The 22,221-nt window shown below is 72.0% G+C and carries 24 protein-coding genes; 15 read left to right on the top strand and 9 right to left on the bottom strand.

Annotation, left to right across the window (positions count from 1 at the left end):
* The first annotated feature begins 178 nt into the window (after positions 1–178).
* Positions 179–1,318: a hypothetical protein gene (locus ACFYO9_RS04200; protein ID WP_388665947.1), complete on the top strand. Its 1,140-nt coding sequence runs from the start codon at positions 179–181 to the stop codon at positions 1,316–1,318.
* A 90-nt stretch (positions 1,319–1,408) separates the two neighbouring features.
* On the opposite strand, the gene ACFYO9_RS04205 is transcribed toward ACFYO9_RS04200, so the two are convergent.
* Positions 1,409–2,047: a PH domain-containing protein gene (locus tag ACFYO9_RS04205; protein WP_358776701.1), complete on the bottom strand. Its 639-nt coding sequence runs from the start codon at positions 2,045–2,047 to the stop codon at positions 1,409–1,411.
* 301 nt (positions 2,048–2,348) lie between these two features.
* Between ACFYO9_RS04205 and deoC the strand changes: the two genes are divergently transcribed.
* The 3 genes from deoC to ACFYO9_RS04220 are packed head-to-tail and all read left to right on the top strand — an operon-like array spanning position 2,349 to position 5,611.
* Complete coding sequence (gene deoC, locus ACFYO9_RS04210; protein WP_358710333.1) at positions 2,349–3,287, top strand: deoxyribose-phosphate aldolase; 939 nt, start codon at positions 2,349–2,351, stop codon at positions 3,285–3,287.
* Between the two features lie 4 nt (positions 3,288–3,291).
* On the top strand, positions 3,292–4,731 hold the full coding sequence (locus ACFYO9_RS04215; protein WP_358776702.1) for an aldehyde dehydrogenase family protein: 1,440 nt from the start codon (positions 3,292–3,294) through the stop codon (positions 4,729–4,731).
* Positions 4,724–5,611 (top strand): aldehyde dehydrogenase family protein, encoded by an 888-nt coding sequence (locus ACFYO9_RS04220; protein WP_358776703.1) that lies wholly within the window; start codon positions 4,724–4,726, stop codon positions 5,609–5,611. The genes ACFYO9_RS04215 and ACFYO9_RS04220 overlap by 8 nt, the downstream gene beginning before the upstream one ends.
* Before the next feature lie 78 nt (positions 5,612–5,689).
* Here ACFYO9_RS04220 and ACFYO9_RS04225 read toward each other — a convergent pair whose 3' ends face one another.
* Positions 5,690–6,430: a TetR/AcrR family transcriptional regulator gene (locus ACFYO9_RS04225; protein WP_358776704.1), complete on the bottom strand. Its 741-nt coding sequence runs from the start codon at positions 6,428–6,430 to the stop codon at positions 5,690–5,692.
* 127 nt (positions 6,431–6,557) lie between these two features.
* On the opposite strand from ACFYO9_RS04225, the gene ACFYO9_RS04230 reads away from it, so the two are divergent.
* Together ACFYO9_RS04230 and ACFYO9_RS04235 are read left to right on the top strand one after the other, a co-directional pair.
* A complete protein-coding gene (locus ACFYO9_RS04230; RefSeq protein WP_358710337.1) occupies positions 6,558–7,154 on the top strand; it encodes an NAD(P)H-dependent oxidoreductase in 597 nt (198 codons plus the stop codon).
* Between the two features lie 28 nt (positions 7,155–7,182).
* Positions 7,183–8,769 (top strand): MDR family MFS transporter, encoded by a 1,587-nt coding sequence (locus ACFYO9_RS04235; RefSeq protein ID WP_358776705.1) that lies wholly within the window; start codon positions 7,183–7,185, stop codon positions 8,767–8,769.
* Here the strand turns inward: ACFYO9_RS04235 and ACFYO9_RS04240 are convergent.
* Entirely contained in the window at positions 8,766–9,179 is a 414-nt protein-coding gene (locus ACFYO9_RS04240) for a hypothetical protein (protein WP_355803511.1), read from the bottom strand. The genes ACFYO9_RS04235 and ACFYO9_RS04240 overlap by 4 nt on opposite strands.
* Positions 9,180–9,403: 224 nt before the next feature.
* Here ACFYO9_RS04240 and ACFYO9_RS04245 point away from each other — a divergent pair, with 224 nt between their 5' ends.
* On the top strand, positions 9,404–10,042 hold the full coding sequence (locus ACFYO9_RS04245; RefSeq protein WP_358710339.1) for an ATP-binding protein: 639 nt from the start codon (positions 9,404–9,406) through the stop codon (positions 10,040–10,042).
* A 145-nt stretch (positions 10,043–10,187) separates the two neighbouring features.
* Here the strand turns inward: ACFYO9_RS04245 and ACFYO9_RS04250 are convergent, their stop codons facing one another.
* Positions 10,188–10,925: a SigE family RNA polymerase sigma factor gene (locus tag ACFYO9_RS04250; protein ID WP_358776706.1), complete on the bottom strand. Its 738-nt coding sequence runs from the start codon at positions 10,923–10,925 to the stop codon at positions 10,188–10,190.
* A gap of 247 nt (positions 10,926–11,172) precedes the next feature.
* Between ACFYO9_RS04250 and afsQ1 the strand changes: the two genes are divergently transcribed.
* The 5 genes from afsQ1 to ACFYO9_RS04275 all read left to right on the top strand — a co-directional run bounded on the left by afsQ1 (position 11,173) and on the right by ACFYO9_RS04275 (position 14,927).
* Positions 11,173–11,850, top strand: coding sequence for a two-component system response regulator AfsQ1 (afsQ1, locus tag ACFYO9_RS04255; protein ID WP_033264947.1), 678 nt, complete (start codon positions 11,173–11,175; stop codon positions 11,848–11,850).
* Positions 11,847–13,403 carry a HAMP domain-containing sensor histidine kinase gene (locus ACFYO9_RS04260; protein WP_358776707.1) on the top strand — a complete coding sequence of 519 codons (1,557 nt, stop codon included), beginning with the start codon at positions 11,847–11,849 and terminating at the stop codon, positions 13,401–13,403. Before afsQ1 ends, ACFYO9_RS04260 begins: the two co-directional genes overlap by 4 nt.
* On the top strand, positions 13,400–13,999 hold the full coding sequence (locus tag ACFYO9_RS04265) for a hypothetical protein (protein WP_358776708.1): 600 nt from the start codon (positions 13,400–13,402) through the stop codon (positions 13,997–13,999). Before ACFYO9_RS04260 ends, ACFYO9_RS04265 begins: the two co-directional genes overlap by 4 nt.
* A gap of 57 nt (positions 14,000–14,056) precedes the next feature.
* The gene (locus tag ACFYO9_RS04270; RefSeq protein ID WP_358710342.1) at positions 14,057–14,614 is read left to right on the top strand and encodes a VanZ family protein; all 558 of its coding nucleotides are present in this window, start codon (positions 14,057–14,059) and stop codon (positions 14,612–14,614) included.
* A 112-nt stretch (positions 14,615–14,726) separates the two neighbouring features.
* Entirely contained in the window at positions 14,727–14,927 is a 201-nt protein-coding gene (locus ACFYO9_RS04275) for a PspC domain-containing protein (RefSeq protein ID WP_358776709.1), read from the top strand.
* Positions 14,928–15,027: 100 nt separating this feature from the next.
* Here ACFYO9_RS04275 and ACFYO9_RS04280 read toward each other — a convergent pair whose 3' ends face one another.
* Positions 15,028–15,408 (bottom strand): ATP-binding protein, encoded by a 381-nt coding sequence (locus ACFYO9_RS04280; RefSeq protein WP_358710344.1) that lies wholly within the window; start codon positions 15,406–15,408, stop codon positions 15,028–15,030.
* 160 nt (positions 15,409–15,568) lie between these two features.
* Positions 15,569–16,738, bottom strand: coding sequence for an adenosine deaminase (locus ACFYO9_RS04285; protein ID WP_355803528.1), 1,170 nt, complete (start codon positions 16,736–16,738; stop codon positions 15,569–15,571).
* 102 nt (positions 16,739–16,840) lie between these two features.
* Here ACFYO9_RS04285 and ACFYO9_RS04290 point away from each other — a divergent pair, with 102 nt between their 5' ends.
* The gene (locus ACFYO9_RS04290; RefSeq protein ID WP_355803530.1) at positions 16,841–17,602 is read left to right on the top strand and encodes an alpha/beta hydrolase; all 762 of its coding nucleotides are present in this window, start codon (positions 16,841–16,843) and stop codon (positions 17,600–17,602) included.
* 133 nt (positions 17,603–17,735) lie between these two features.
* On the opposite strand, the gene ACFYO9_RS04295 is transcribed toward ACFYO9_RS04290, so the two are convergent.
* Positions 17,736–18,707 (bottom strand): LysR family transcriptional regulator, encoded by a 972-nt coding sequence (locus tag ACFYO9_RS04295; RefSeq protein ID WP_358710345.1) that lies wholly within the window; start codon positions 18,705–18,707, stop codon positions 17,736–17,738.
* A gap of 62 nt (positions 18,708–18,769) precedes the next feature.
* Here ACFYO9_RS04295 and ACFYO9_RS04300 point away from each other — a divergent pair, with 62 nt between their 5' ends.
* Positions 18,770–20,056 (top strand): MFS transporter, encoded by a 1,287-nt coding sequence (locus ACFYO9_RS04300; RefSeq protein ID WP_358776710.1) that lies wholly within the window; start codon positions 18,770–18,772, stop codon positions 20,054–20,056.
* A 181-nt stretch (positions 20,057–20,237) separates the two neighbouring features.
* A complete protein-coding gene (locus ACFYO9_RS04305; RefSeq protein WP_358776711.1) occupies positions 20,238–21,221 on the top strand; it encodes a sigma-70 family RNA polymerase sigma factor in 984 nt (327 codons plus the stop codon).
* Here the strand turns inward: ACFYO9_RS04305 and ACFYO9_RS04310 are convergent.
* Positions 21,132–21,512, bottom strand: a complete 381-nt coding sequence (locus tag ACFYO9_RS04310; protein ID WP_355803538.1) for an STAS domain-containing protein — start codon at positions 21,510–21,512, stop codon at positions 21,132–21,134. The genes ACFYO9_RS04305 and ACFYO9_RS04310 overlap by 90 nt on opposite strands.
* A gap of 66 nt (positions 21,513–21,578) precedes the next feature.
* Positions 21,579–22,163, bottom strand: coding sequence for a Uma2 family endonuclease (locus ACFYO9_RS04315; RefSeq protein ID WP_358776712.1), 585 nt, complete (start codon positions 22,161–22,163; stop codon positions 21,579–21,581).
* Positions 22,164–22,221 lie beyond the last annotated feature (58 nt).

Genomic DNA, 22,221 nt, shown 5'->3' on the forward strand with positions numbered 1-22,221 from the left:
CCCCAGGAAGGGAGGACCGGTAGCGCACGACCACGTTCCGGGAGCTGCCGCAGTGCCGTACGGAATCTCCGAGCCCTCGACCGCCGCCGCGCCCTCCCGCGTACCCGCGTCCAGGACCCCCGACAGGACCCCGCACCCGCCCCGAGGCCTCCGGAACCTGCGAGGCCTCGGCGCACGCGTGATCCGGGCCCTGCGCCACGCCGCCCCCGCCCTCCTCGCGTACGCGGCCGTACGCACCCTGGGCCTGCTGGTCCTCACGGAGTGGGCGCACCGCACGCACCGCGGCGTCCGGCACCTGCTGATGCGGTCCTGGGACTGCGACTGGTACCTGCGGATCGCCGACCATGGGTACACGCACACCCTCGGCACCCAGTTCGACGCGAACAACCTCGCGTTCTTCCCGCTGTACCCGGCGCTCGTCCGGGCGGCCGACACCCTGCTGCCCTGGCTGCCGCGCGGCGCGGCGGGCCTGGGCATCACGCTGGTCTGCTCGCTCCTCGCGGCGTGGGGCATCTTCGCGGTGGGCGACCGGCTGTACGGGCGCCGGGCGGGAGTCGTCCTCGCGGTCCTCTGGGGCAGCCTGCCGGTCGCCCTCGTCCAGTGGATGGGCTACACGGAGTCGCTGTTCACGGCGCTCACCGCATGGTCCCTGTACGCCGTGCTCACCGGCCGCTGGCTCTGGGCGGGCTCCCTCGCCTCATTGGCGGGCCTCACCCGCCCCACCGGCGTCGCCCTCGCGGCAGCGGTCTCGGTGACGGCCCTGCTCACCCTCAAGGCCCAGGCCGCCGACCGCACCTTCAGGGACAAGGCCACCCGCCTCCCCCCGCGCGCCCTCCTGGGCGCCCTCCTCGCCCCCTTCGGCTGGCTCGCGTACGTCGGGTGGGTGGGCCTGCGCCTGGGCCGCTGGGACGGCTACTTCGCCGTACAGAAGCTGTGGCGCAACGAGTGGGACGGCGGCGTGGGGACGCTGCGCCGCATGCGCGACCTGTTCATGACGGAGCGCCCGCCGCTGTTCCTCGCGATGGTGACCGCGACACTCCTCGGCGCGGTGATCCTCTACGTGCTCTCCGCGTGTGACCGCCAGCCTCTGCCGCTGCTCGTCTTCAGCGGCCTGCTGGTGCTGATCGTCCTGGGCAGCAGCGGGGTCTACTTCCCGCGGGCGCGCTTCCTGCTGCCGGGGTTCCCGCTGCTGCTGCCGCTCGCCGTGGCGCTCGCGCGGGCGAGGACGCGGGTGACGGTGACGGTGCTGACGGCGGCGGCGTTCGGCTCGTCCGTCTTCGGCGGCCACATGCTCCTGGGCTGGCACGGCCCGCCGTAACCGAAGCGGGTCCCGAACCTGAACCCGAACCCGAGCCTCCCACCCCGTACAGCCGAACCCGACGCCCCCACCCGTAAAGCCGCCCGCCCCTCAGGTCACCGCAAGCAGCACGGCGAGCAACACCGCACCCACCCCACACGGCACGACGACCTCGTACGCCCAGCGCACCACGGGATCGCCCTGCGCGGACTCCTCCGCGGCACGCTGTTCGGCGAGGCTGCGCAGCTCGTCCATGGCCTGGTCGCCCGAGGCGCGTGTGGACGACGCGGTGGGGTCGAGGAAGGGGCGGCCGCCGCTCGTCGGGTCGCCGGACGCGGCGGCCTGCGCCTGCCGGCGCGACGCCTTCTTGCGGCCGCGCAGCGAGACGGGGATGGCCCAGAGCTGGAACTTGGCGCCGGCGTTGGTGCGCACCTCGTTGGAGTACCCGGAGCGGAGCGTCGCGACGGACCCCCACGGCAGCGTGATCGTCCGGAACGGGTTGCGGATCCGGAGCCGGTCGTCGTTGGCGTACACGACGGGCCGCACGGTGTACGCGACGACGAGCGGCACCGCGAAGAGCAGCCCGGCGAGGGCGAGCCACGGGGTGCGGCCCTCGCCCCGGATGACCGCGTCGATGCCGAGCCAGGCGCCGAGGCCGAGCAGCAGGACGCCACCGGCGATGCCGGCGGGGGACCGGAAGGTGCGGTCCTTGTACGCGGGCTCCGCGACGGGGTTCTGGGGGTCACTCATACCCTGATTCTGCCTGACGCCCCGCGGGCCCCTACCGGGTCCACCCCTGAAACGCATCCAGCAACACACCAGGGGCGCGGGGAACTGCGCAACCAACCCCGTACGACAGCAACCCAACGCGCCGCCCCACCCCGAAACGCCCCCCATGACGGGGGCAGCAACCCACCAGGGGCGCGAGGAACCGCGCACCCAGCCCCGTACGACAGCACCCCAACACGCCGCCCCACCCCGAAACCCCCCAAGGCCCAGGGGCCAGCCCCTGTACAGCAGCTACGCGCGTAGATATGCTCCCCTCGTGACCATGCCCACTGCATTCGCTGACGTGACCGCGTCCGAGAGCACGCTCCGCCGCTTCCTCCACGGGCTGCCCGGCGTCGACACGGTCGGCCTGGAGGCGCGTGCCGCCTCGCTCGGTACCCGTTCGATCAAGACCACGGCGAAGGCGTACGCCATCGACCTGGCCATTTCGATGATCGACCTGACGACGCTGGAAGGCGCCGACACCCCGGGCAAGGTCCGGGCGCTCGGCGCCAAGGCCGTGAACCCGGACCCGACCGACCGCGGCACCCCGCGCACCGCCGCCGTCTGTGTCTATCCGGACATGGTCGCCACCGCCAAGGAGGCCGTCGCGGACAGCGGCGTGAAGGTCGCGTCCGTCGCGACCGCCTTCCCCGCGGGCCGCGCCGCCATCGACGTGAAGCTCGGCGACGTGCGCGAGGCGGTCGCCGCGGGCGCCGACGAGATCGACATGGTCATCGACCGCGGAGCCTTCCTCTCCGGCGACTACATGACGGTGTTCGAGCAGATCCGCGCCGTGAAGGAGGCCTGCGGCACCGCCCGCCTGAAGGTCATCTTCGAGACCGGTGAGCTCTCCACGTACGACAACATCAAGCGCGCCAGCTGGATCGGCATGATCGCGGGCGCCGACTTCATCAAGACCTCGACCGGCAAGGTCGGCGTCAACGCCACCCCGGCCAACACCCTGCTCATGCTGGAGGCCGTCCGCGACTTCCGCGCGCAGACCGGGGTGCAGATCGGCGTGAAGCCCGCGGGCGGCATCCGCTCCACCAAGGACGCGCTGAAGTTCCTCGTCCTGGTGAACGAGACGGCGGGCCCCGACTGGCTCGACAACCACTGGTTCCGCTTCGGCGCCTCGTCGCTCCTCAACGACCTGCTGATGCAGCGCCAGAAGCTGGCCACGGGCCGCTACTCCGGCCCCGACTACGTCACGGTGGACTGAACCCATGACTTCCTCGCCCTTTGAGTACGCACCCGCACCGGAGTCCCGCTCCGTCGTGGACATCGCGCCGTCGTACGGCCTGTTCATCGACGGCGAGTTCGTGGAGGCGGCCGACGGCAAGGTCTTCAAGACCGTCTCGCCGTCGACCGAAGAGGTCCTCTCGGAGGTCGCGCAGGCCTCCGCCGAAGACGTCGACCGCGCGGTGCGCGCCGCGCGCGCGGCCTTCGAGAAGTGGTCGGCGCTGCCGGGCGCCGAGCGCGCCAAGTACCTCTTCCGTATCGCGCGGATCATCCAGGAGCGCAGCCGCGAACTGGCCGTCCTGGAGACCCTCGACAACGGAAAGCCCATCAAGGAGACGCGGGACGCCGACCTCCCCCTCGTCGCCGCGCACTTCTTCTACTACGCGGGCTGGGCCGACAAGCTCGACCACGCGGGGTACGGCGCGAACCCGCGCCCCCTGGGCGTCGCCGGCCAGGTCATCCCGTGGAACTTCCCGCTCCTGATGCTCGCGTGGAAGATCGCCCCGGCGCTCGCGACCGGCAACACGGTCGTCCTGAAGCCCGCCGAGACCACCCCGCTCTCCGCGCTCTTCTTCGCGGACATCTGCCGCCAGGCGGGCCTGCCCAAGGGCGTCGTCAACATCCTTCCCGGGTACGGCGACGCGGGCGCGGCGCTCACCTCGCACCCCGACGTGAACAAGGTGGCCTTCACCGGCTCCACCGCCGTCGGCAAGCAGATCGCCCGCCAGATCGCCGGCACCGACAAGAAGGTCACGCTCGAACTGGGCGGCAAGGGCGCGAACATCGTCTTCGACGACGCCCCGATCGAGCAGGCCGTCGAGGGCGTCGTCACCGGCATCTTCTTCAACCAGGGCCAGGTCTGCTGCGCCGGTTCGCGCCTGCTCGTGCAGGAGTCGATCCAGGAGGAGCTGCTCGACAGCCTGAAGCGGCGGCTCTCCACGCTGCGCCTGGGCGACCCGCTGGACAAGAACACCGACATCGGCGCCATCAACTCCGCCGAGCAGCTGGCCCGCATCACCGCCCTCGCCGACACCGGTGAGGCGGAGGGCGCCGAGCGCTGGTCGCCCTCCTGCGAACTGCCCACCTCCGGCTACTGGTTCGCGCCGACGCTCTTCACCAACGTCACGCAGGCGCACACCGTCGCCCGCGACGAGATCTTCGGCCCGGTCCTCTCGGTCCTGTCGTTCCGTACGCCGGACGAGGCGGTCGCCAAGGCCAACAACACCCAGTACGGGCTCTCCGCCGGCATCTGGACGGAGAAGGGCTCGCGCATCCTCGCGGTCGCGAACAAGCTCCGCGCGGGCGTCGTCTGGGCCAACACGTTCAACAAGTTCGACCCGACCTCGCCGTTCGGCGGCTACAAGGAGTCGGGCTTCGGCCGCGAGGGCGGCCGTCACGGTCTGGAGGCGTACCTCGATGTCTGACGCACGACTTGGCGTCTTCAAGACCTACAAGCTGTACGTGGGGGGCAAGTTCCCCCGCAGCGAGAGCGGCCGGGTGTACGAAGTGACGGACTCGAAGGGCACGTGGCTGGCCAACGCGCCGCTGGCCTCCCGCAAGGACGCCCGGGACGCGGTCGTGGCCGCGCGCAAGGCGTTCGGCGGCTGGTCGGGCGCGACCGCGTACAACCGGGGCCAGGTGCTCTACCGCGTCGCGGAGATGCTGGAGGGCCGCAAGGACCAGTTCGTACGGGAGGTGGCGGACGCGGAGGGCATCTCCAAGGCCAAGGCCGCCGTCCAGGTCGACGCGGCGATCGACCGCTGGGTCTGGTACGCGGGCTGGACCGACAAGATCGCCCAGATCGCGGGCGGCGCCAACCCGGTCGCGGGCCCGTTCTTCAACCTGTCGACGCCGGAGCCGACGGGCGTGGTCGCCGTCGTCGCGCCCCAGGAGTCCTCGCTCCTCGGCCTGGTCTCGGTGCTCGCCCCGGTGATCGCGACGGGCAACACGGCCGTCGTGATCGCCTCCGAGGCGTCGCCGCTGCCCGCGCTCTCGCTGGGCGAGGTCCTCGCGACCTCCGACGTGCCGGGCGGTGTGGTCAACGTCCTCACCGGGAAGACCGCCGAGATCGCGGCCCCGCTCGCCGCCCACCAGGACGTCAACGCGATCGACCTCACGGGGGCGGGCACGGAGCTGGCCCGCGATCTGGAGGTCGCGGCTGCGGACAACCTCAAGCGCATGCTGCGTCCACAGCCTGTGGACTTCGCGGCCGACCCCGGCACGCACCGCCTCACGGCCTTCCTGGAGACCAAGACGGTCTGGCACCCCACGGGTTCGCTGGGGGCGTCGGGCTCCGCCTACTGAGCGGCCTCCGCACGGCGAAGCCCCGGCCCTCCTCCGTCCAGGAAGGGCCGGGGCTTCGTCACGTACCGATACGGGCTCTCAGGGCGTGAGGCCGAGCCGGGCCGCGATGCCGTCCAGGACGCAGTCGAGTCCCGTCTCGAACTGCCAGGCGGCGTCGTCCTTGCGGCTCGCCTGGAGGGCGTAGCGCTGGTAGGCCGGGTAACGGCCGGTACCCATCAGGTACATCATCTGCGGCGCGAGCCCGCGCCGCGTGTCGTCGCCGCTGGTCCAGCCCTGGTCCGCCATGTACTGGCGCAGCGCCACCTCGGACTGGCCGACGCCGTGCACGTAGGCGCCGACGGTGCGGAAGGCCGTCATGATCGTGTCGGCGTCGAGGTCGTGCCGCTCCAGCGCCGCCAACTGCCGTTCGGCCACGGCCATCCGGTTCGGCGTCAGGGCGAAGTGCGGCGTGGGGAGCTGGGCGAGCCAGGGATGCGCCAGCAACAGTTCGCGGCTGGCGACGGCGTACGCGCGCAGCACCTCGCGCCAGCCGGTCAGCTCCTTCGGGACGGAGATCTCGGCCGTCACCCGGTCGACCATCAGCGCCCACAGGTCGTCCTTGCCGGAGACGTGGCGGTAGGCGGCCATGGGGGCGACGCCCAGTTCGGTGGCGAGGCGGCGCATGGTGACGGCGGCGAAGCCCTCGGCGTCGGCGACCCGCACGGCGACCTCGGCGATCTTCTGAGGCGTCAGCGAGGCGCGCGGGGCGGCGGCCGGGCGCTCCATCCGTTCCCACAGCACCGACGGTTCGGTGCCTTGGTCCTTCTTCCGGGCTGCCACGGGGCTCCTCTCGACCAACGTTACGTGTACATCGTATCCCCAGTAGACGCCGTACACATCGACGTATACGTTGTACGCATCCGATACGGCGTACACACGTACGTCGGGTCCATCCCAGGGGGAACCCATGCCCAGTCAGCCGCAACAGCTCCGCGTCGCCGTCCTCGTCGGCAGCACCCGCGAGGGCCGCTTCGCGCCCGTCGTCACCCGGTGGATCAAGGGCCACCTCGACCAGCGCGACGACATGCGCGTCGACGTCGTCGACCTCGCCGAGACCCCGCTGCCCACGGTCCTGCCCGCCTTCGGACAGCCGCTCGCGGCCGACGCCACCGACGCCCTCGCCCGGGTCACCCCCACCCTGGCCGCGGCCGACGCCTTCGTCTTCATCACGCCGGAGTACAACCACAGCTACCCGGCGTCCCTGAAGAACGCCATCGACTGGCACAACGAGCAGTGGCACGCCAAGCCGATCGGCTTCGTCTCCTACGGCTCCATCAGCGGAGGCCTGCGCGCGGTCGAACACCTCCGCGTCGTCATGGCCGAGCTGAACGCGACGACGATCCGCAACACCGTCAGCCTGCACCACGCCTGGACCCTCTTCGACGAGGAAGGCCACATGAAGGAGCCGGCCAGCGACGCCGCGGTCAAGACCATGCTCGACCAGCTCGCCTGGTGGGCGCTGGCGCTGCGCGAGGCCAGGGCAGCCCGTCCGTACGCCGCCTGACCCCACGCCACCCACCCGCGAGGCCGCCATGAGTCAGCGCACGGACACCACCGCACCCACCCTCCCGAAGCCGGCCCCGGCACCGGCGACGGCCCCGGAACCACCCTCCCGGCTCGCCCTCCTCGGGTTACTCCTCGGCATCGTCCTCGCGACGCTCGACGGCACGATCGTCGGCACCGCGCTCCCGACGATCGTCGGCGACCTCGGCGGCCTCGACCACTTCTCCTGGGTGGTGACGGCCTATCTGCTCACCGCCGCCGTCTCCACCCCGCTCTGGGGCAAGCTGGGCGACCTGTACGGCCGCAAGGGCGGCTACCAGGCCTCCATCACCGTCTTCCTGGTCGGCTCCGTGCTCTGCGGGCTCGCCCAGGACATGCCCCAGCTGATCGCCTTCCGCGCCCTGCAGGGGCTGGGCGCGGGCGGTCTGTTCGTGGGGGCGATGTCCCTCATCGGGACGCTGCTGCCGCCCGCGCAGGCGGGGCGTTCGCAGTCGATGATCGGCGTGCTGCTGCCCGTCGCGATGATCGGCGGCCCGCTCCTGGGCGGCTTCCTCACCGACCGGCTCGACTGGCGCTGGGTCTTCTACGTCAACGTCCCCGTCGGCGCCGCCGCGCTCCTGCTCGTAGGCCTCCTCGTCCACCTGCGCACCGAGCGCAGCAGGGCCCGCGTCGACTACGCCGGCGCCGCCCTCCTCACGGCCGGCATCCTGGCCCTGACCCTGCTCGGCACCTGGGCCGGCACGACGTACGCCTGGCTCTCCCCGCAGACCTGCGGGCTCGCGCTCCTCGCGGCCGCGGCGTTCGCCGCCTTCGTCCGGGTGGAGCGGCGCGCACCCGAACCGGTCGTCCCGCCCCGCCTGTTCGGCGACCGCAACTTCACCCTCGCCCAGGTCCTCACCTTCCTCGCGGGCGCGGCGATGCTGGGGGCGGCGAGCTATCTGCCGCAGTACCTGCAGTTCGTCCGCGGCATGTCGTCCACGCAGAGCGGTCTGCTGCTGCTCCCGCTGATGCTCGGCATGATGGGCGCGCAACTGTCCATCGGCCGGGCGGTCGGCAACGGCGGCGGGTACCGGGTGTACCCGATCGTGGGCAGCGCCGTCGCCACGGCGGGCGCGCTCGCCCTCCTGACGGTCGGCGTGAACACGCCGACGGCGCTCGCGTCCGCCCTGACGTTCGTGCTCGGCGCGGGGCTCGGCTGCCTGTTGCAGCCGTCGCTGCTGATCACCATGAACAGCGCGGAGCTCCGCGACATGGGCGCGGCGAGCGGCACCAACACGCTGCTGCGCACCATCGGCGGCTCGCTCGGCGTCGCGGTGCTGGGCTCGGTCTACACCGGCCGCGTCACCGACACCGTCACGGACCGGCTCGGCCCGGACGGCGAGCGCCTCACGGGCGGCCACCAGCTGGCCCCCGCGCTCCTGCGCGGCCTCCCCGAGCCGGTCCGCGACGCCTTCCGGTCGGGGGTCACAGGCGGGCTGCACGGCGTCATGGCCGGCACAGCCGTCCTGTGCGCCGCCACGTTCGCGGCCGCCTGGCTGATCCGCGAGGTGCCGCTACGCTCCCGCGCGGACACGGTGACCACGGCGAGCGCGCCCGACGCGGCGGACCCGGCCTAGCCGGGCAGCATCTTGGTCACCCCGCCCACCGCGGGCAGGTCGGTGAGGGAGCCGCCCTCGGTGAGCGGGCCGGTGGCGAACGCCGTGCTGACCGGCTTGAAGTCGGCGACCTGGGTGCCGAGCGTGTTGTCGAGCGGGTCGGCGGTGGTGTTCGCCAGCGGGTCGAGCTGGAGCTTCTTGACCGCGCCGACGCTGCCCGCCGTCGAGTGGTGCAGGGCCGTCGTGAGGGCCTGCACCGGCATCCCCGGGTCGATGGCCTCGAGCGGCGCGGCGGGGGCCGGCTCCACCGCGGCGGCGGCACCCACCCCGCCCACGCCGAGGGCGGCGCCCGCGGCGGTGACGGTGAGGCCCGCGCGCAGCAGTGCGCGCGCCGCGGGCCGGGGTGACGGGGTTGCTGTGTGTCGTGCCATGGGTACCGCCCATATCCGTGCGTAGTGGGTGACCGAGCGAGCACGTAGCGTAGTTGAGTGGTGACGCGGGGACCAAAGGCCGACTCGCCAGGCCCGGAGCTGACGGGGCATCATGTCGGGACGCCGGGCTGGGCTCCCCGGGCGGCACGGTTGATAATGACTCCCGTCCACGCTGACGAGCCGTGTCGGGAGATGCGGTCCACCCCTGGTGAAAAGGCCCGGAATTGAGCTCCCACTCCCCGATACCGACCCGCGTCGTGCTGCTCGCGGGCCCCTCCGGCTCGGGCAAGTCCTCCTTCGCCGCCCGCTCCGGGCTGCCCGTCCTGTGCCTGGACGACTTCTACAAGGAGGCCGGCGACCCCACGCTCCCGCAGGTCCCCGGCAGTTCGGACATCGACTGGGACTCCGCCGACTCCTGGGACGCGGATGTGGCCATCGCCGCGATCGAGGAGCTCTGCCGTACGGGACGTACGAACGTCCCCGTGTACGACATCGCGACCAGCGCCCGCGTCGGCCAGGAGACGCTGGACATCGAGCGCACCCCGCTCTTCATCGCGGAGGGCATCTTCGCGGCGGACATCGTGCGGCGGTGCGGTGAGCTCGGCGTGCTCGCCGACGCGCTCTGCCTGCGCGGCCGGCCGTCGACCACGTTCCGGCGGCGGCTGCTGCGGGATCTGCGGGAGGGCCGCAAGTCCGTGCCGTTCCTGCTGCGGCGCGGCTGGCGGCTGATGCGGGCCGAACGCGCCATCGTGGCCCGGCAGACGGCGCTGGGCGCGTACGCCTGCGGCAAGGACGAGGCGCTGGGCCGGGTGGCCGCCGCGGCGGCGGGCCGCTGCGTGAAGGCCCGCGCCGAGGCCGCGTAACGGAAGCCGCCGGCACCGCGCGGCGGAAAAGCAGAAGGACCGGAAAGACCCCCCGGCCTTCCGGTCCCGCCACTTGGTGCCCCCCGTGCTTTCCCCCGTGCCCGCCGCATCCCCCCGGAGCGGCGCCCCCGTGTTCCCCCGATCCTCAGGCGACCAACTCGCCGAAGGATCCCTCCTGGTCACGGCCGAAGCTGAGGACCTCGTCCTCGCGCAGTCGGCGCAGCGAGCGCCAGATGCTGGACTTCACCGTGCCCACGCTGATGTCGAGGATGTCCGCGATCTCCGGGTCGGTGCGGCCCTCGTAGTAACGGAGGACCAGCATCGTGCGCTGGAGTTCGGGCAGCCGGGCCAGGGCCTGCCACAGCACGGCGCGCAGCTCGGTGCCGCGCATCGCGTCCGTGTCGCCCACCGTCTCCGGCAGCTCCTCGGTCGGGTACTCGTTCAGCTTGCGGCGGCGCCACGCGCTGATGTGCAGATTGGTCATGGTGCGGCGGAGGTAGCCCCCGACCGCGGCCTTGTCGCTGATCCTGTCCCAGGCCCGGTACGTCGAGAAGAGGGCGCTCTGCAGCAGGTCCTCGGCCTCGAAGCGGTCACCGGTCAGGTGGTAGGCGGTTGCGTACAGGGAGGCACGGCGCTCCTGGACGTAGGCGGTGAACTCCGCCTCCGACAGGGACGTCCGCTCCCCCGAGCCCTCCCCGTACGACGCTCCCCCGTGAGCCTTGTCAACCACCGTGTCAACCACCGTCATGAACCCGGTGTGCTGACGCCCGGCGCCGCGAGCGCACCCCCGCCCGCTCACGGCACCGGACTTCTCAGAGCCCCGCCCGACATCGTGGAGACGCGTGACAACTGCGCGTGAGCTGGTGCTGTGCAGCGTATTCATCTTGCGCCCCCCGTCGGTGGAGTCCGGTCCTGTTCCGTCTTGCTTCCGTGCTTCCTGCTTGTGACCTGAACTCTGCCCGGCCCACTTCATGACGGTGTCCGCCGACTGTCACAGGCCTGCAACAGGGGTTCAGGGGCCTTCCACCTGTGAAGGTCACGTGTGAGTGCGGGCACCTACCTGCCCTTTAGGGGCACGGGGAGGGGCAGGCAGTCGAACTGGGGCCGTGGCATGGGACAGAATGACGTCCGTGCCTTCCCTGTTGCTGATCGAGGACGACGACGCCATCCGGACGGCCCTGGAGCTTTCGCTCACGCGCCAGGGGCACCGGGTGGCCACTGCTGCCACCGGCGAGGACGGCCTGAAACTGCTCGGTGAGCAGCGGCCGGACCTGATCGTGCTGGATGTGATGCTGCCGGGCATCGACGGGTTCGAGGTGTGCCGTCGCATCCGGCGCACCGACCAACTGCCGATCATCCTGCTGACCGCACGCAACGACGACATCGACGTGGTCGTGGGCCTGGAGTCCGGCGCCGACGACTACGTGGTCAAACCCGTGCAGGGGCGGGTCCTCGACGCCCGGATCCGGGCCGTGCTGCGGCGCGGTGAGCGCGAGGCCAACGACGCGGCGACGTTCGGTTCGCTCGTCATCGACCGCGCCGCGATGACCGTGACGAAGAACGGCGAGGACCTGCAGCTCACCCCGACCGAGCTGCGGCTGCTCCTGGAGCTGAGCCGCAGGCCCGGCCAGGCCCTGTCGCGCCAGCAGTTGCTGCGCCTGGTGTGGGAGCACGACTACCTCGGCGACTCGCGCCTCGTCGACGCGTGTGTGCAGCGGCTGCGCGCCAAGGTCGAGGACGTGCCCTCGTCGCCGACCCTGATCCGTACGGTGCGCGGCGTCGGATACCGGCTGGACACGCCTCAGTGACCAAACCGCAGGACAAGCTCCGGGCCTTGCCCGCGGCGCGCAGGGCGATGCTGGCCGGACTCCGCTTCACGAGTCTGCGACTGCGGCTCGTCGTGGTGTTCGGCCTGGTGGCGCTCACCGCCGCCGTCTCCGCTTCCGGCATCGCGTACTGGCTGAACCGCGAGGCCGTGCTGACGCGCGCGCAGGACGCGGCGCTCAAGGACTTCCGGCAGCAGATGCAGAACCGCGCGGGGGCGCTGCCCGCCGACCCCTCGCAGGAGGATCTGCAGTCCACCGCCGAGCAGATGGCGACCAGCAGCCAGCGCTACAGCGTGCTGCTGGTCGCCGAGAAGAAGAACGGCGGCCAGATCGTCGGCTACAGCGACCTGGACGCCTTCACGCTCGCCAAGGTGCCGGGCTCGCTGCAGAAGGCGGTGAGCGAGAAGCAGCCGCTCACCTCGGGCAACAAGAGCCCGTACCACCTGTACTGGCAGCGGATCGCCGATCACGGCACCCCGTACCTGGTGGGCGGCGCCACCGTGATCGGCGACGGCCCGACCGGCTACATGCTCAAGTCCCTTGAGCCGGAGGCGAAGGACCTCAGTTCGCTGGGCTGGTCCCTCGCCATCGCGACGGGACTGGCGCTGATCGGCTCCGCGCTGCTCGCGCAGGCCGCGGCGACGACGGTGCTGAAACCCGTGCACCGCCTGGGAGTTGCCGCGCGGCGGCTCGGCGAGGGCAAGCTCGACACCCGGCTCCGGGTGTCCGGGACCGATGAACTCGCCGATCTTTCGCGGACGTTCAACAGGACCGCGGAGAACCTGGAGAAGAAGGTCGCCGACATGAGCGCCCGCGAGGAGGCGTCCCGGCGCTTCGTCGCCGACATGTCGCACGAGCTGCGCACCCCGCTGACCGCGATCACGGCCGTGACGGAGGTCCTTGAGGAGGAACTCGACGCGGAGACCGGTTCGGTGGACCCGATGATCGAGCCCGCGGTACGGCTCGTGGTGAGCGAGACCCGCCGCCTGAACGACCTGGTGGAGAACCTCATGGAGGTCACCCGCTTCGACGCGGGCACCGCGCGCCTGGTCCTCGACGACGTCGACATCGCCGACCAGATCACCGCGTGCATCGACGCGCGCGCCTGGCTGGACGCGGTCGACCTGGACGCCGAGCGCGGCATCACGGTCCGGCTCGACCCGCGCCGCCTCGACGTGATCCTGGCCAACCTCATCGGCAACGCCCTCAAGCACGGCGGTTCGCCGGTGGGGGTCTCGGTCCGCCTTGAGGACGACAAGCTGGTGATCTCCGTACGCGACCACGGCCCCGGCATCCCCGAAGAGGTCCTGCCGCACGTCTTCGACCGCTTCTACAAGGCGAGCGCGTCCCGCCCCCGGTCCGAGGGCAGCGGCCTCGGCCTCTCCATCGCCCTGGAGAACGCGCACATCCACGGCGGCGAGATCACCGCCGCCAACTCCCCGGACGGCGGCGCCGTCTTCACGCTGTGGCTGCCGCGCCACGACGAGGGCGTGGACGACACCGAGGACGACCGCGCCGAGGGGGACGAGGCATGAACGGGCGACGGATGCGTGCCGTGGCCGCCGCCGTGGGGCTCGCCGCCCTGCTCGCCGGGTGCGGCATCAGGTCGACGGAGGTGCCGACCGACTACGGCGCGGCGCCGTCCCGGGTGCCGTGCGTGCTGTCCGGCGCCGGCATGGCCTCGCGGACGGGCGGCGGGGTGCCGGTGGAGGTGTTCCTGGTCTGCGCGTCGCAGCTGGTGACGGTCGACCGGAACCTGGAGATCCGTGACGACAAGGCCACCACAGACCGGGTGCGCATCGCCCAGGCGCTCCTGGACGAGCTGGCCGATCCCCCGTCGGGCGCCGAGAAGGAGGCGGGCTTCGCGACGGACGTGCGCGGCGCCACCACCGTCTCCGGGCCGCGCAAGGGCGACCCGGCCGACGCGCTGCGGATGAGTACGCCGCCGGAGGGCCTGTCCGCGTTCGCGCTCGCCCAGATCGTGTGCACGCTCGCCGACAACGCCACGGCGGACGACGGCGCGGTGGTCATGGGCGGCCCGGGCAGGAGCCCGCTGCGGCGCTACGAGTGCACCACCGAGGTCCGCGCCCGTCCCGGGACGGTGGCACCGCCCATGAAGAGCGTCGAGTAGAGCCCTTCGTTCTGCTCGGCCCGGGCTCGCGGAACCGATCCTGCCGCCCCTGACGTCTTGGGGGGCGTGCGTCAAGGCTCGGGCGGCCGCATTGCCGCCATCCGCTTCCGTGCGGCGGGGGGATTCCTCCTCGCCGCACACCTCCTGCTCGTCGGGTGGATCACGCTGCGTCCCCTGGACGTGCCCTGGGTGAGCGCCGCGAATCTGCAGCCACTCGCCGGGATCAAGGCGGATCTGGCGCTGGGCGGCCTCCAGGCGGCCCGCCGGATCGGTGAGAGCGTGCTGCTCCTGGCCCCGCTGGGGGTGCTGCTGCCGCTGGCCGGCGGCCGGCTCGCGGTCTCGCCCTGGGGGTCACTGGTCCGTACGGTCGCCGCGGGCGCCCTGCTCTCGCTCGGCATCGAGCTGTGGCAGACCGGGGTGCCCGGTCAGGTCGTCGACATCGACTCGCTGCTGCTCAACACCCTCGGGGTCGCCGTCGCGCACCTCGCGGTGGTGCCCGCGGCGCGGGCCCGGCTGCGGCGCGGCCAGGACGGGGAGGACCGCGTGCCCCTCCTGCGGGAGGACACCCCTCAGGGGCCGACCCCGACGATTCCCAGGGTCGGCATCGCACCGTAGAGCGATGCTTTGACCCGCTTCGCGAACGTACCGTCGAGGTATCGGGGCACAGGAAAAGAAGGACCCCGGCACCCGACAGCACCGAGAACCCACGTTCGCGAAGGAGCCCGACATGACCGCCCTTGCCCGCCCCAACCACGGCCGGATGATCGGCGGAGTGTGCGCAGCCCTGGCCCGGCGCTTCGGCACCTCCGCAACGACGATGCGGGTGATCTTCGTGGTCTCCTGCCTGCTGCCGGGACCGCAGTTCCTGCTCTACATCGCGCTGTGGATCCTGCTGCCCGACGAGGACAAGGTCCGCCAGGCCTGGTGACCGCGGCCCGGCGGGCACGACCCGGCGGGCACGGCCGCGCAACGCGATGGGGCGCCCCTCGACACGAGGGGCGCCCCATCGGCGTACGCGCTGCGCCGGATCAGCCGAGCGGCAGGCCGTTCACGCCGGTGCCGCCGAGGGGCAGGCCGCCGAGCAGGCCCGCGACCGGGGAGGCGGGCTTCTTGGGCTTCGGCTTGGCGGCGGCCGCGCGGGACGTCTTGTCGCCGAGGAGCTGGGGGGCGGCCTGGGCGACGGTCGGCGCCGCGGCCTTCACACCGCTGTCGAGGGCGCTCTGTCCGGCGCTCAGCGACTCGGTGGCACCGGTCAGACCGCCGACGGGCACCACCGAGGAGACCGGGCCCAGAGCGGCCGCGGGGTCGGGGACACCGGCGGGGGCGGCGTTCGCGGCACCGGCACCGGCGGCGGCGAAGGCGGCGCCGAGCGCGGCGACACCGAGGGTCTTGGCGGCAGACTGCTTCATCTTCAATGCGTCCTTGTGTCTGTGCGACTGTGCTTACGACGGGGGTTCTCGCGGTTCAACGACCGTCGGGAGCCCCGATCACGGGCGGCGGGGAAATCAAAGCGGCCGGGAGCGGATGCTCCCGGCCGCCGCCGCGTCACACACGGACGGACGCGGTGCGTCAGCTCGCGACAGAACCGCTGGTGGACACGGTCTGACGGAACAGCCACTCGGACTTCAGCTCGGCGTAGCCCGGCTTGATCACGTCGTTGATCATGGCGAGACGCTCATCGAAAGGAATGAATGCTGATTTCATCGCATTGACGGTGAACCACTGCATGTCGTCGAGCGAGTAGCCGAACGTGCCGACCAGGTGCTCGAATTCGCGGCTCATGCTGGTGCCCGACATCAGCCGGTTGTCGGTGTTCACCGTCGCCCGGAAGTGCAGCTTGCGCAGCAGCCCGATGGGGTGCTCGGCGTAGGAGGTGGCGGCGCCGGTCTGCAGGTTGGAGGTCGGGCAGAGCTCCAGCGGGATGCGCTTGTCCCGTACGTACGACGCGAGGCGGCCGAGGCGGACGGTGCCGTCGTCGGCGATCTCGATGTCGTCGATGATGCGCACGCCGTGGCCGAGCCGGTCGGCGCCGCACCACTGCAGGGCCTGCCAGATCGACGGCAGGCCGAAGGCCTCGCCCGCGTGGATCGTGAAGTGGTTGTTCTCGCGCTTGAGGAACTCGAAGGCGTCGAGGTGGCGGGTGGGCGGGAAGCCCGCCTCGGCGCCCGCGATGTCGAAGCCGACGACCCCCAGATCGCGGTGGCGGTTGGCGAGTTCGGCGATCTCCAGGGCGCGGGCCGCGTGCCGCATGGCGGTGAGCAGCGCGCCCACCCGGATGCGGTGGCCGTTCTCCTTGGCGCGGCGTTCGCCCTCGCGGAAGCCCTCGTTCACCGCCTCGACGACCTCTTCGAGGGTGAGGCCGCTCTCCAGGTGCTGCTCGGGGGCGTACCGGATCTCGGCGTAGACGACGCCGTCCTCGGCGAGGTCCTCGGCGCACTCGGCGGCGACGCGGCGCAGGGCGTCCTTCGTCTGCATCACCGCGCAGGTGTGGGCGAAGGTCTCCAGGTAGCGCTCGAGGGAGCCGGAGTCGGCCGCCTCGCGGAACCAGATCCCGAGCTTGTCGGGGTCGGTCTCGGGCAGGCCCTCGTACCCGCAGTCGCGGGCGAGGTCGACGATCGTGCCGGGACGCAGGCCGCCGTCGAGGTGGTCGTGCAGGAGCACCTTGGGGGCGCGGCGGATCTGTTCGGCACTGGGCGTTTCACGGTCCGTGTGACCGGTCGTGTGTGTCTGGCTCGTCATTTCGGCACTCTAGCGCCTACGCGCGTAGAACTCACTGGTCGATACGTAACAGTGACCCTGCGGACGGGTCGCGTACACCATCGCTTCTGACACTGTTCTGTCATGGCAGAGGAAGGGACCGCGGGGCCGGCGGGCGCGGCCAGGCTCGGGCGCGTGATCGGGACGGCGCCGTCGGCGGTGGGCGGGGCGGTGCTGCTGCTGCCCGGTGGCGCCGAGACCTCCACCCGCAAGCCCTCGCCGCTGGCCGGCGCGGGGGTGCGGGCGCTGGGCCGCAGACTCGCCCACGACGGGCGCGGGGCGGGCCTCGCCACGCATGTCGTGCACTACCGCTGCCGGGGCTGGAACGGCGCGCAGGCGCAGCTCGCGCACGACACGACGTGGGCGGTGGACGAGGTCGTACGGCTCTACGGCGACGTTCCCGTGTGTCTGGCCGGAGTGGACATGGGCGGCCGGGCGGCGTTGCGCGCGGGAGGCCACGATGCCGTCGACTCCGTGCTCGCGGTGGCGCCTTGGCTGCCCGAGGACGACGTGGCCGCGCCGCCGGAGCCGGTGAAGCAGCTCGCGGGGCGGCGTGTGCTGATCGTGCACGGCACGAATGACGAGCGGACCGACCCCGAGTTGTCGTTCCGGCTCGCCGAGCGGGCGAAGAAGGCGAACCGGGACGTGTGCCGGTTCGAGGTGCACTCCGATGGGCATCGGCTGCACCAGCATCATTCCGAAGTCCTCGCGCTGGCCTCGGACTTCGTGATGGGCACGCTGTTCGGGGCGGGGTTCGCCCGGCCCCTGGAGGACGCGTTGGCGGCTCCGCCGCCGTTGGGGCTCCGTATGCCGCTCGCCTCCGGCTTCGGGCGGTCATTGCGGTGACCCGGCGACGTGGCTCTGCCATCACCGGCTCCGCCGAGTTCGTCCTCAAACGCCGGACGGGCTGTATCCCCCTGCCGCGTACGGCCTCACGCGCACGCGCTGTGCGGGCTGATGTCGCGGCCCCCGTACGCCCTCACCCGCCGTGCGGGCTGTCGCCCGCCACCAGGTTGCCCTTGCGGCTCAGCAGGAACGCCTTGAACGCCGCCACCGGTGGTGTGTCCGCGTGGCCGTCCAGCCAGGCCACGCCGATTTCTCGGACCGCTCGTTGGCCCGTCACCGTCAGTTCCACGACGCCCGGCCGCGGCACGGCCGGGGGTGGCAGCAGGGCCACGCCCAGGCCTGCCGCTACCAGGCCGCGCAGGGTCTCCGCCTCCTCGCCCTCGAAGGCGATCCGGGGGCGGAAGCCCGCGTCCCGGCAGAGGTCGTCCGTGATGCGGCGCAGACCGTAACCGGGCTCCAGGGTCACGAACGCCTCGTCGGCCGCCTCGCCGAGCCGGACCCGTTTGCGGGCGGCGAGACGGTGGTCGTCGGGGACGACCAGGCGCAGGCGCTGCTCGTCGAGGCGGCGGGCGACGAGGTCGGGGGCGTCCGGCACGGGTGAGGTGAGGCAGAGGTCGAGCTCGCCGGCGCGGAGCCGTTCGATCATCGCCTCGCCGTAGTTCTGCACGAGGCTGAAGCGGACGCGCGGATGGTCGGCGCGGAAGGCGCGGATCAGGCCCGGCACCGTCTCCGAACCCATGGTGTGCAGGAAGCCGAAGGCGACCTTGCCGGTCTCCGGGTCCGCGTCCGCGCGCACCGACTCCGCGGCCCGCTCCACCTCGCCGAGGGCCCGCTCGACCGAGCCGAGGAAGGTGCGGCCCGCCGGGGTGAGCGAGACGGTGCGGCCGCGGCGTACGAACAGGTCGACGCCCAGGTCCCGTTCGAGCCGGACGAGCGCGCGGGAGAGCGTCGACTGGGGCATCCCCAGCTGGTGCGCGGCGCGCGTGACGTGCTCGGTGCGGGCGACGCCCGCGAAGTACGCGAGGCGAGGAGCGAGCAGCGTGACGATGTCCTCCGCGTCACTGTCGTGTGACGGGCGCGGCTGTGACCTCTGCTGATGCTGCATGGGATCGATTATGGGGTTTCCATGCATTGGACGCATCAAAAGTCCGGTCGTAGGTTCGAGGCATGCCTGCTGCCAGTAGTGGGGCGTCCGCCACCCTCGCGGTCGCCCCTGCCCCGTCGTCCCCTGCCACCGACACCCGGCTGACCCCGGGCGGGCCCGGCTACCGCCGGATGAGCTTCGCGCTCTTCCTCGCCGGCGTCGCCACCTTCGCCCTCCTCTACTCCACGCAGGCCCTCCTCCCGCTCGTCTCCGCCGACTTCGGCGTGAGCGCGAGCACCGCGAGCTGGACGGTGTCCGGCGCCACCGGCGCCCTGGCCCTCTTCGTCCTCCCGTTGAGCGCGCTCAGCGAACGGTTCGGGCGGCGCGCGGTGATGACCGCCTCGCTGGCCGTCGCCGTCGTCGTCGGCCTCGTCGTCCCGTTCGCGCCCTCCGTCGAGGTCCTGATCGTGCTGCGCGCGGTGCAGGGCGCCGCGCTCGCCGGTCTGCCCGCCTCCGCGATGGCATTCCTCGCCGAGGAGGTGCGGCCCAAAGCGCTGGTCGCCGCGATCGGCATGTTCGTGGCGGGCAACTCCATCGGCGGGATGAGCGGGCGCATCGTCACCGGCTGGGTCGCGCAGGCGTGGGGCTGGCGCGCGGCGGTCGGCGTGGTCGGTGTCGTCGCGGTGGTGTGCGCGGTCGCGTTCCGCGTGCTGCTGCCCGCGCCGCGGCACTTCACCGCGGGCACGCTGAGCCCCAAGTCCCTTGCCCGTACGGTCCGTACGCATCTGTCGAACCCGCTCCTGTGCCGCCTGTACGCGATCGGCGCGCTCTTCATGACCGTCTTCGGTGCGGTCTACACGGTGATCGGCTACCGCCTGACCGAGGCGCCCTTCTCGCTCCCGCAGGGCGTCATCGGCTCGATCTTCCTCGTCTACCTCGTCGGTACGGTCTCCTCGGCGGCCGCCGGGCGTCTGGTGGCCCGGCTCGGGCGGCGCGGGGCGCTGTATCTGGCAGTGAGCACGACGGCCGGCGGGCTGCTGCTCTCCCTGTCGCCGTCGCTGGTCCTGGTGCTGCTTGGCCTGGTGCTGATCACCGCGGGGTTCTTCGCGGGGCACGCCGTCGCCTCCTCGTCCGTGAGCCGGACGGCCACCGAGGGGCGTGCGCAGGCCTCGGCCCTGTACCAGTCCGCGTACTACCTGGGCTCCAGCGCGGGCGGCACGCTCGGCGCGGTCGCCTTCCACGCGGGCGGCTGGGCCGGGACGGTGGGCCTCGGGATCCTCGCGGTGCTCGGCGTCGTGTCGGTCACGGTGTGGGGCTCGCACGCGGCGCGGACCCAGGAGCGGCGCGGGCTGGTGGCGGCGGCGCGCTGAGGCGGGTCCGGCCGAGGGGTGACTGAGGCGGCGCGCTGATGCGCCGGGCGCCTGGTTGTTGTCGCCCCTTTTCACCTGCGGGTTTTCCCACTCCGGGGGCCGTTGTCAGTGGGCTGCGGTAGCTTCCGATGTGTTGGGCCTCACAGGGGGCCGCGCGCTCGGAAGCCAGGGGTGGGTTGGGATGAGCGACATCGCAGGGACGACGACCGATCTGGACGTCACGCTGGAGAAACACCGCGTCGAGCTGACCGGGTACTGCTACCGGATGCTGGGCTCGGCCTTCGAGGCCGAGGACGCCGTGCAGGACACGATGGTGCGGGCCTGGCGGAGCTTCGAGAAGTTCGAGGGCCGCTCCAGCGTCCGCTCGTGGCTGTACCGCATCGCGACCAACGTCTGCCTGGACATGTTGCACGCCGGCAACCGCCGGGCCCGCCCCATGGACCTGACCGCGGCCGCCCCGCTGGCGCAGGCCGCGCTCAATCCGCGCCCCGACAACACCTGGCTGGAGCCGGTGCCGGACGCCCGCGTCCTGCCGCTGCCCGGCGACCCCGCGGAGGCCGCGGTCGCCAAGGAGTCGGTGCGGCTGGCCTTCGTCGCCGCGCTGCAGTCCCTGCCGCCGAAGCAGCGGGCGGTGCTGATCCTGCGCGAGGTGCTCGCGTGGAAGGCCAACGAGGTCGCCGAGCTGATCGACACCTCCGTCGCCTCGGTCAACAGCGCGCTGCAGCGGGCCCGCGCCACCCTCGCCGAGCGGCCCGCGGACGACACGGCCGTCTCCGATCCGCTGGACGAGGAACAGCAGAAGCTCCTGGACCGCTATGTCGCGGCCTTCGAGGGGTACGACATGGCGGCGCTGACGGCGCTGCTCGCCGAGGACGCCGTCATGACGATGCCGCCGTTCGACCTGTGGCTGCGCGGCACCGCGGACATCACGGGCTTCATGACCACGATCGGCGCGGGCTGCGCCAACAGCCGCCTGTTCCCGGTGAACGTGAACGGCACGCCGGGCTTCGCGCACTACAAGCCCGATCCCGACAACGGCGGTTACACGCCGTGGGCGATCCAGGTCATCGAGATCTCAGAGGGCCGTATCGCCGGCTTCCACTGCTTCCTGGACACCCAGCGGTGGTTCCCGCTCTTCGGCCTGGCCCCCCGTCTCGACGACTAGCCCGAGGAGTTCGACGAGGCCGACGAGGCGCAGCAGCGTCTGCAGGGCGGGGGCGGGGTTCCTGAGCCGGATCCGCCGCCCGGCCCTGCGGGCGGCGAGGTGCAGCCGGGCGATGGCGTCGACGGTGGTGAGGTCGGCGGTGGTGACACCTCCGACATCGCAGACGATGTCACCGCCCCCTCCCCCACCGGGCCCGTGCCGGGCGGCGGCCACCTGCTCGCACAGGCGCGGTATGTCGCCCGGGCGCAGGGGGCCCTCGACGCGGATGAGGTGCTCTTCTGATTCGGCCACGCAGGGTTGACCGGCGGGGCGGGCGGAATTCATCGGTGATCGCGCCCGGGACCCGGCATGCGCGCGTCAGTCCACGGGGAAGGCGCTGGTGTCGATCTCCAGGGAGAAGGGCTCGGGAAGCGTGATGGGCTCGCCGAACTTGCAGGCGCGCAGGACGCGGTAGACGCGGTCCTGGGGCTCGCCGTAGAGGGTGACCTTGGGGCCACCTGGGGCCCAGCGGTCGATGAGGAGGTAGAGAGGGACCCCTGCTGCCGCGTAGCCCGCGAGCTTACCGACGCGATCGTGGTGGGCATTGGACGGCGAGGTCACCTCGACGACCAGTTCGGCGGCGCTCGCTGAGATGGAGGTACCAGGCGCTCCCGCTTCAGCGACAGGCACTACGACAAGATCCGGAATGAACATTCCGAGACTCAGCGGTACCGATACGGACAGCGTCTGGTAGATGCCCCAGTCCTCCGGAAGCACGGAATACAGGCGACGTTGCACCTTCTCCGCGATGACATTGTGCTGGTTGGCCGGGCTGGGTGACACGGTGATGACCCCATCAATGATCTCCACCTTGCTGCCCTCGGGCCACTCCATCTCCTCCCGGAGCCGGAGCAAGTCCTCCCAGCTCTGGCCAGGCCAACGGCTGACGGCGAGTGCGCTCATGGCGGTCTCCTCTTTCGGTACGTCACCGATCCCAGCATGCCGAACGGGACCGGCGGCG

The organism is Streptomyces sp. NPDC005863 (assembly GCF_042871345.1).
GTDB lineage: Bacteria > Actinomycetota > Actinomycetes > Streptomycetales > Streptomycetaceae > Streptomyces.